Annotated in this window: 8 protein-coding genes; 4 read left to right on the top strand and 4 right to left on the bottom strand. The window is 73.5% G+C overall.

Going from position 1 to position 6,241, the window contains the following annotated elements; all coding sequences use genetic code 11:
- Positions 1-123 precede the first annotated feature (123 nt).
- Positions 124-570: an RrF2 family transcriptional regulator gene (locus AC2A1K_RS26735; RefSeq protein ID WP_483899379.1), complete on the bottom strand. Its 447-nt coding sequence runs from the start codon at positions 568-570 to the stop codon at positions 124-126.
- A gap of 216 nt (positions 571-786) precedes the next feature.
- Here AC2A1K_RS26735 and AC2A1K_RS26730 point away from each other — a divergent pair, with 216 nt between their 5' ends.
- Positions 787-2,097 (top strand): acyl-CoA dehydrogenase family protein, encoded by a 1,311-nt coding sequence (locus tag AC2A1K_RS26730; RefSeq protein ID WP_483899378.1) that lies wholly within the window; start codon positions 787-789, stop codon positions 2,095-2,097.
- Positions 2,098-2,169: 72 nt separating this feature from the next.
- Here the strand turns inward: AC2A1K_RS26730 and AC2A1K_RS26725 are convergent, their stop codons facing one another.
- Genes AC2A1K_RS26725 through AC2A1K_RS26715 form a run of 3 tightly spaced genes read right to left on the bottom strand, consistent with a single transcriptional unit; the run spans position 2,170 to position 3,697 of the window.
- Positions 2,170-2,358, bottom strand: a complete 189-nt coding sequence (locus AC2A1K_RS26725) for a hypothetical protein (protein WP_483899377.1) — start codon at positions 2,356-2,358, stop codon at positions 2,170-2,172.
- A gap of 26 nt (positions 2,359-2,384) precedes the next feature.
- Positions 2,385-2,741, bottom strand: a complete 357-nt coding sequence (locus AC2A1K_RS26720) for a Rieske (2Fe-2S) protein (protein ID WP_483899376.1) — start codon at positions 2,739-2,741, stop codon at positions 2,385-2,387.
- A 35-nt stretch (positions 2,742-2,776) separates the two neighbouring features.
- Positions 2,777-3,697 (bottom strand): Rieske (2Fe-2S) protein, encoded by a 921-nt coding sequence (locus AC2A1K_RS26715; RefSeq protein WP_483899375.1) that lies wholly within the window; start codon positions 3,695-3,697, stop codon positions 2,777-2,779.
- Between the two features lie 653 nt (positions 3,698-4,350).
- Here AC2A1K_RS26715 and AC2A1K_RS26710 point away from each other — a divergent pair.
- The 3 genes from AC2A1K_RS26710 to AC2A1K_RS26700 all read left to right on the top strand — a co-directional run bounded on the left by AC2A1K_RS26710 (position 4,351) and on the right by AC2A1K_RS26700 (position 6,237).
- Positions 4,351-4,758: a PASTA domain-containing protein gene (locus AC2A1K_RS26710; protein ID WP_483899374.1), complete on the top strand. Its 408-nt coding sequence runs from the start codon at positions 4,351-4,353 to the stop codon at positions 4,756-4,758.
- An 85-nt stretch (positions 4,759-4,843) separates the two neighbouring features.
- Complete coding sequence (locus tag AC2A1K_RS26705) at positions 4,844-5,086, top strand: hypothetical protein (RefSeq protein ID WP_483899373.1); 243 nt, start codon at positions 4,844-4,846, stop codon at positions 5,084-5,086.
- Between the two features lie 26 nt (positions 5,087-5,112).
- A complete protein-coding gene (locus tag AC2A1K_RS26700; protein ID WP_483899372.1) occupies positions 5,113-6,237 on the top strand; it encodes a serine hydrolase domain-containing protein in 1,125 nt (374 codons plus the stop codon).
- Positions 6,238-6,241 lie beyond the last annotated feature (4 nt).

Below are 6,241 nucleotides of genomic sequence, written 5' to 3'. Positions count from 1 at the left end.
AGCAAGCCGCGATCGCGGGCTACGTGCGCTGGCACAACCGCCACGCCACCCCGAAACGCCGCTTCGCCGCCAACTCCAAGATCCGCAGACCCGATTACCTACCCAACGTTGCCTGATACAGCACTAGGTCCCGGCGGCGGTCGTCAGCCCGAGCGCACCCCTGAGCCCGAGATCGTTCGCCGCGATGTCCTCGAGGGAGGCCTCGTCGAGGACCGCGAAGTACGCGTCCAGCGCGCGCGAGAACACCCTGCGCGCGCCGCAGACACCGGCGACCCGGCAGAACCGGGCCGCGCCCAGACACTCGACGACGGCGAAGTCCTTCTCCATCGCCCGCATCACCGCGCCGACCGTGATCGACGCCGGGTCGCGGGTCAGCCGGACCCCGCCGCCCCGACCCCGCGACGTCTCGACGATGCCCGCGCCGGCCAGGCCCTGCACGACCTTCACGAGGTGGTGCCGCGACACCGCGTGCGCCTCGGCGATGTCGCCGACCGAGCCCTGCCGGCCCGGCGCCACCCGGAGGTAGAGCAGGACCCGCAGCGCGAAGTCGGCGTGGCTCGTGTGCCTCATGACCTGCTCGTCTCGCTCGGGCCGGGACCATCGGGGCTTCTCTCGCCGCAAATCGGTACGTCGGATGCTAGTTCGCTACCGAGGGGTCGGGAAGCCGCCGGTGACCGGTGCCGCCGCTCGTGACCGATGTCGTGCCGTCCGTGCCGCAGCGCTTCCGCCCGGCTCGCGGACCGCCCCAGGCTCCGGGCGTCAGCACCGCGAGAAGGAGAACCGGGAATGACCGTCAACTTCACGATGTCGGACGAGCAGAAGAAGCTGCAGCACGACGTCCGAGCGTTCGCCGAGAACGTGCTGAAGCCCGTCGTCGCCGAGGCCGACGCCGAGCCCGACCCGCTCAAGGGCTTCCAGAAGACCAAGCCCGCCTACGTCGAGTCGTACAAGGCCGGGATCGCGATGTGCATGCTGCCCGCCGAGTACGGCGGCGGCGGGGTGTCCTGCGTCGACCTCGTCATCGCGGCCGAGGAGATCTGCGTCGTCGACCCGGGCTTCGCGTGCACGGTGCTGTGCAACGGGCTCGGGCTCATGCCCGTCGCCTGGTACGGCTCGGACGAGCAGAAGGACCGCTTCCTGCGCGCCGCGACCTCCGACCCGACGGGCGAGTACCTGGGCGGGTGGACCGCGAGCGAGCCGCCCGGCAACCCCGCGGGGACGGCGAACTTCGACATCCCGCTGCCGCGTCCCGCCGGCGTCGGACTCACCGCGGTGCGCGACGGCGACTCCTACGTCGTCAACGGCCGCAAGTACTGGCCGTCGTCGGCGGGCTGGGACGAGCAGGGCGTCAACGCCGGCACGCTCATCGTCCGGACCGACTCCGAGAAGGGCGGCACGGAAGGCCTCTCGGCGCTGGTCCTCGAACGCGGCCTGCCGGGCGTGACCTACCGGCACCTCGACAAGATCGGGCACCGGCTCGCGTCGAACGCCGAGATCGTCTTCGACGACGCCCGCATCCCGGCGGCGAACCTGCTGCCGGGTGCGGCCGGCAACGGCGACCTCGTGATCAACCGGAACTTCGCCTGGTCCGGGCCGGTCGCGGCGATCGCAGCCGTCGGCATGGCGCGCGCCGCGTACGAGATGGCGCTGGAGTTCGCCCACGGGAACACCGCAGGCGCGCTGCGTCCCATCATCGGGTTCCAGAACGTCGGCTACGTCCTCGGCGACGTCGCGGCGAAGATCGAGATGGGTCGGTACTTCTCCTGGCGGGCCGCGGACTACCTGGACAAGCACGACCAGCACGCCGAACTGGTGGGCGCGATGAACAAGATCCAGGTCACCGAGATGATGTTCGAGTGCGTGTACAAGTGCATGCAGATCGTCGGCGTGAACAGCCTCGAGACCAAGAACGGCTTCGGCAAGATCCTGCGTGAGGCCGCGGTCCTGCCGATCTACGACGGCGGCAACATGGGCATGCAGCGCCGGCGCGTCCACGGCATCCTCGCCGACCCCATGTTCAACCCCCGCGCGATCATGGAGGACGACTACGTGAAGTTCGAGAAGCACCACGAGGCGATCGACACCGTGGTCGGCTGACCCGAGCTGCCGTGGCGCCCCCCGCGGCGCCACGGCAGGACGGCGGGCCCCGGCGAGGTCGGACAGCCGGGGTCACGCGGGGGTGTGCACCACGCGGAACCCGCAGGTGTCGTCGCCCAGCGGCGTCACCGTCATCCGCCCGCTCCGCGCGCCGTCGACCGCCCGCCGCCAGGGCGCGTCCCAGGCGCACACGGCGGCGCTCAGGCCGGGCACGCCGGAGCGCGCGACGAGGTCGTGGAAGAGGCAGCGCTCGACGCGCATCTCATCCCGGGACCCCGCTCCGGTACTCAGTGGTACGGCTTGTGCGGGATGGCGGCGTCGTTGGTCTGGTGTTCGAAGTCGACCCAGATCGCGCCGTCCTCGATCTTGCAGGCGTAGGTCGGGATCGGGTCGACCGCGGGGACGCCGGTGGGGACACCGGTGCGCAGGTCGAAGCGTGAGTTGTGGGCCGGGCAGATCAGCGAGTCGTCCTCCTGGAGATAGCCCTCGTTGAGCGGCTGCTGCTGGTGGGTGCAGGTGTTGTGCACCGCCACCGCCTCGTCCTCGTAGAGCCGGACGACGCAGATGGGCTCGCCACCCATGTGGCACAGCATCATGTCGCCCTCCTCGAGCTGATCGACGTCGGCGACTGCTTCCCAGGCCATGGTGGTGGTGTCCTCTCTGCCCTGCTCGGATCGGCTCAGGTCGACGGCCGGCGGGACCGCGGCGCCGAGCCGCGGACCTCGATCCAGCCGTTGCGTACGCGCGCGGGCAGGACGGGCTGGGGGTGGTGCGCGGGACCGCGCACGATGCGGCCGTCGCGCAGGTCGAACACCGAGTAGTGCAGCGGGCAGGCGACGGTGCAGCCCTCGACCTCGCCGCGGTGCAGCAGGGCGCCGGCGTGACTGCACACGTCGTCGATGGCGTGGACCTCGCCGTCGCGGCGGTGCAGCAGGACCTGCCGGCCCTCGACCTCGACGCCGGCGACCGCGCCCTCGGCCAGGTCGTCGTCGGCGATCGCCCTGACCCAGCGCTGGGGTCCGGCGTTCGTCGCCACGCGGTTGACCATGAGCGCGCGGCCCTGCACGAGGTGCCCGCCGATGTAGGCCGAGGCGACCGTGACCGTGAGGCTCGCGGCACCCAGGGCGCGCCCGGTGCGGCGGTGCCCGGAGAGTCGGGCGGCCAGGGACGCGCCCTGCAGGGCGGTGCCCGCCCCGTTGAGCAGGCCGTGGAAGAGCCCGACGCGCCGGTCGGAGTTGTCGCTGACGCTCCAGTCGGCGACCCCGGTGGCGGCGGTGGCGGCGGCCGCCGCGATCCCGGCGGCGGACAGCGTGGCGGACGGGTCGAGCCGCGAGCCGTTCGCCGGCACGTCCTGACCGGCCAGGTCGAGCAGCACCGTCGCCGACCAGAAGCCGATCGGGAGGTCGGACAGCGCGGGGTGCAGCGAGTGCCCGAGCCAGCGTCCGCCGTGCAGGAGCTCGACGACGGGGTTGGCGCGGAACCGGTCGTAGACGGGGTCGACGGCCGCGGTCGTCCGGTCGTTCAGGCGCTGCAGCCACGACCACCGGGTGATCTCCGCGACGGCGCGCTGGTGCCAGGCCGTCGCTCCGGCGTCCGCCATGGCCGCTCCCAGGGATCTGAGTGGTGGTTCGATCCGTCGGTCCCGCCGGAAGGAGCCTGGCACGTGGATGTGATCTCCGCCATACCCGCGATCCGTCAGGCTCCCCGGGATGGCCCGGTCGACGTCGGGGGAGTCGGTCCTCGAGCGCGTGGTGCGCATCCTCGAGGCGTTCACCCCGTCCGACCGCGAGCAGGCCCCCGCGGGCGTGCCGATGGAGATCGCCGTCGAGCACCCCGAGGAGTTCGGCCCCGGGGCTCCACGCCGACCTCACGGAACTGATCCAGCAGACCCCGGAGATGGAGGGAGATGGAGAACGCGACCGAGCCCGGTCGGTGCGGGCCCACCGGGAGCTCGGCGAGCTGACGGACCACCGGCCGACCGCCCGGGCCCTCGCGGCCCGCCCCGGCCGCTCGGCGTCGCCAGGGACTCGACGCCACGTGCGAGCTCCTGCGGCGCTGCTGGAGGACGTCGCGGGACGGAGCGAGGGTCGGGAGAAGACCCGGTGAGGCTCCGATGAGACGAGGACCACACCGGCGTGGTTCGGCGGCTGTGTCCCAGCCCGAGGCGGGTCGTGACGGCCGCACCGCGGTCCGACACCCCGGGTGATGTCCGATCCCGCTTCGGGTCCCAGGCAGGATGGGTAGGGATCCGTCATGAGCGGTACGCCGAAGGAGGCGACGATGGACACCGAGACGAGCACGACGAAGGGGACGACCGAGGACATGGCTCAGGACGTGCCCGCGGGGATGACCACGGTGCCCGAGCTCGTCGGCCTGCCCGCCGCCGAGGCGCACGACCGTGCCCTGGACGCCGGGGTGCTCGCCGTCGGCCGCAACGCGGTCCACACCGGCGCCGGGCGGGGGCACGTCGAGGACCAGGAGCCCGCCGCCGGGCAGCAGCTCGAGCGCGGCACCGAGGTCGGCATCTGGATCCAGGGTGGCGCCGCCCGCACGGCGACCGGCCCGGACCCGGACGACGGCCCGGACGGCTCCGGCGGCGGAGGCGGCGTGAAGCCCGAGCCCAGCCCGGTCGGCCCCGCGGGCGGTGGCTACAACGGGTGAGCCCGGATCGTCGGAGAGCCGGGCGCGAAGTGATCCGCGTCGGGATCGCTGGAGATCGCGGGACCGATCGGTTGACGATTCAATCGTGTACCACGTGTCGTTGCACTACGTCGGACGCCCGCCGCTCGGCGCCTTCGTGAGTCCCGAGGACCTCGAGCGCATCCGCACCCAGCGCGCCGCCGGACGTCCCGGGGCGATCCCGGTCCTCGACGCCCGGGCCCGGCGCATCGTGGTCCATCCCGAGCGCCTCGTCGTCGACCCGCAGGTCCTCGGCTACGGTGCGGATCCGTTGGGCGACCGCCGAAGGACCACCGCCGGGGCCGCCTGAGCCGTTTCGCGACCGCGGGGGGTCCGGTGCAGGCCGACGAGGTGCTCGCGGGCGTCGCCCCGCTCGTCGACGCCGGCGCCGTGCCCGGCGCGGTCGTCGGCGTCCGCCACCACGGCGTGACCAGCCTGGCCGCCGCCGGCGCCACCGAGCCGGGCGGGGACGTGCCGCTGCGCCCCGACGCGGTGGTCCGGCTCAGCTCGAACACCAAGCCCCTCGTCGCGGCGCTCTCGCTGTGCCTCGTCGCCGACGGGCTGCTGGATCTCCACGAGCCGATCGACCGCCTCGTCCCGGAGCTCGCCGACCGGCGGGTGCTGGTGCGCCTCGAGGGCACGGACACCGTGCCGGCGACCCGGCCGATCACACTCGAGGACCTGCTCACCATGCGGATGGGCTTCGGCTTCGTGGTCGACGAGGGCCCGTGCCCGGCGTTCGAGCGCGCCCTGACGCTCGGGCTCGGCTTCGGCCCACCCGACCCGCACGGCCTGCCCGGGCCCGACGAGTGGGTGTCACGGCTGGCGGACCTGCCGCTGCTCGAGCAGCCCGGCGCCGCGTGGCGCTACGAACTCTCGTTCGCGGTGCTCGGCGTGCTGCTCGCGCGGGCCGCCGGGTGCGGTCTCGGCGAGGTGCTCACCGCCCGCATCCTCGCCCCGCTGGCCATGGACGCCACCGGGTTCTGCGCCGGCCCGTCGCGGCTGGTCCCGGCGTTCGTTCGCGGGGACGACGGTGGCCTCGCCGTCTTCGACGGTGCCGAGGGCAGCCGCTGGCTCGCCCCGCCCGCGTTCCCCGACGCCCGGGGCGGCCTCGCCGGGACCGCCGAGGATCTGCTGCGCTTCGCGGGCGTCCTCCTGGACGACGGCGCCGGGCTCCTCGCCCCCGCGTCCGTCGCGGCGATGACCACCGACCGGCTCACCCCGGCTCAGCGGGTTGCGCCGGGCGCCGCCCCGTTCCTCGACGGCGGCGGGTGGGGGCTCGGGCTCGGCGTGACCGCGGGCCCGGCCGGGCCCCGCTACGGCTGGGCGGGCGGCCTCGGGACGCTCTGGTACTCGTGGCCCGACCACGACCTGGCCGCGGTGCTGGTGACGCAGGTCCTGCCGCCGACGGGGTCGGTGTTCGAGGCGTTCACGAGGACGATCGAGGACGCGCTGGTCTGAACCG

It is taken from the genome of Actinomycetospora sp. 2LY8.5 (genome assembly GCF_057180585.1).
This window is presented reverse-complemented; position numbering and strand designations above follow the sequence as displayed.